Origin of the sequence: Nitrososphaera sp. (genome assembly GCF_050748925.1) — an archaeon.
Classification (GTDB): domain Archaea; phylum Thermoproteota; class Nitrososphaeria; order Nitrososphaerales; family Nitrososphaeraceae; genus Nitrososphaera.
This window is the reverse complement of sequence record NZ_JBOGQF010000227.1, coordinates 1-1,545: the sequence shown is the minus strand read 5'-3', so window position 1 is coordinate 1,545 and position 1,545 is coordinate 1. Positions and strand designations below refer to the sequence as shown.

At 52.2% G+C, this 1,545-nt stretch carries 2 protein-coding genes; both read left to right on the top strand.

The features are described 5' to 3' along the window. Window positions 1-38 precede the first annotated feature (38 nt). Window positions 39-1,046, top strand: coding sequence for a homoserine dehydrogenase (locus tag ACREAY_RS11790; RefSeq protein ID WP_431755962.1), 1,008 nt, complete (start codon window positions 39-41; stop codon window positions 1,044-1,046). Window positions 1,047-1,133: 87 nt separating this feature from the next. Beyond that, complete coding sequence (locus ACREAY_RS11785; protein WP_431755961.1) at window positions 1,134-1,289, top strand: hypothetical protein; 156 nt, start codon at window positions 1,134-1,136, stop codon at window positions 1,287-1,289. Window positions 1,290-1,545 lie beyond the last annotated feature (256 nt).

Genomic DNA, 1,545 nt, shown 5'->3' with positions numbered 1-1,545 from the left:
CATATTAACCCCGCGCCTTTAAGCAAAGAAGTTGAAAATTGCGGGTAATCCTAGTGGGCTTTGGGGTCGTGGGCCAGAGTTTTGCCAAGCTCTTACTTTCTCGCTCTGCCGACCTCTACAGTCAGCACGGAATAAAGCCAAGGATAGTGGCCTGCGTCGACAACAAGGGCTCGGCCGTGTCGCCCGCGGGGCTGGATCTCGAGCGCCTGCTGGCGGCAAAGAAAAAGGGGACGGTGGGCATGTACGAAAAAAAAGAGTCGTTTGACCCCATCCACGTCATTGAAAACGTCGACGCAGAAGTGGTGATAGAGTGCTCGCCGACCAACCTGACGACGGGCGAGCCCGGCACGTCGCATATCATATCTGCCATGCGCACCGGCAAACACGTCATCAGCGTCAACAAGGGCCCGCTGGCGCTTGCCTTTCCGTCGCTAATCGAGCTTGCCAATTACAATGGCGTGATGTTGCGGTTCTCCGGAACGGTCGGCGGCGGCACGCCCATACTAGAGTTTGCAAAGAGGTGCCTGAAAGGCGACAGGATAATCTCTTTCCAGGGCATACTCAACGGCACGACAAACTATATCCTCAGCAAGATGGAAGAGGGTCTGACGTACGAAAGCGCCCTTGCAGACGCCAAGGAAAAAGGCTATGCGGAAGCAAATTCCGCGCTTGACACTGACGGCTATGACGCAGCCGCAAAACTTGTCATCATGTCCAACTGGGTGATGGGGATGAAAGTCACGATGAAGGACGTGGCAAGGACGGGCATCTCTGGCGTCAAGGTGTCAGACGTGGGCAGGGCAAGGGAGCGCTCTAACGCGATCAAGCTGATAGCGGCATGCGACAGCAGGCGCCTTGAGGTCCGGCCGACTGAAGTATCAAAGAAAGACCCGATATGCGTCAACGGCACGCTGAACGCGGTGACTTTCTCGTCCGAGCACTCGGGCCAGCAGACCATAATAGGCCGGGGCGCAGGCGGCATGGAGACTGCGAGCGCGGTCCTGCGCGACCTCATCGAGATACGGGACACCAACTTTGCCAGTTAGTTAAAAGAATTTACTGAATTGTTATAATTTCTATGCACCATGTTACTATAAATATCTGATCAACAGTACAATTCCTATACTACCAACATGCAAATTTTAGAGAACGAGACGCAAAAGAAGGAGGAAATTGCAGGCAATGAGATAGCCTGCAACCAGTGCCAGAAAAAGCCGGCCGAGATATTCCAGGTCAACGGCGACTACTGCATCGACTGCTGGCAGGCCCTGACGCACACAAATGCTTAGTTAAATAGGCAATTATTTCATTTTCGGCAAGTGAAAAGAACGGCCCATATCTGCCCACATCCTGCCCCCTTTTCTGTTCCAAACTTCTGCCTGAGGGTCATTATTCTACGACGGCCGGCATACTGCATATAGCGCGCGATACGCTGCATAGATATTAGAAATCTCTTAACGCTTTGATATGTCGAATTGCTACGGAACCATCTTTAGCAGACTTTTTAAACGATGAAAATTATTGAGGTCTATCGCTCTTACGACG

Coding starts and splice junctions, on each gene's coding strand:
- ACREAY_RS11785 (WP_431755961.1), top strand. CDS start 1,134: ATGCAAATTTTAGAGAACGAGACGCAAAAGAAGGAGGAAATTGCAGGC.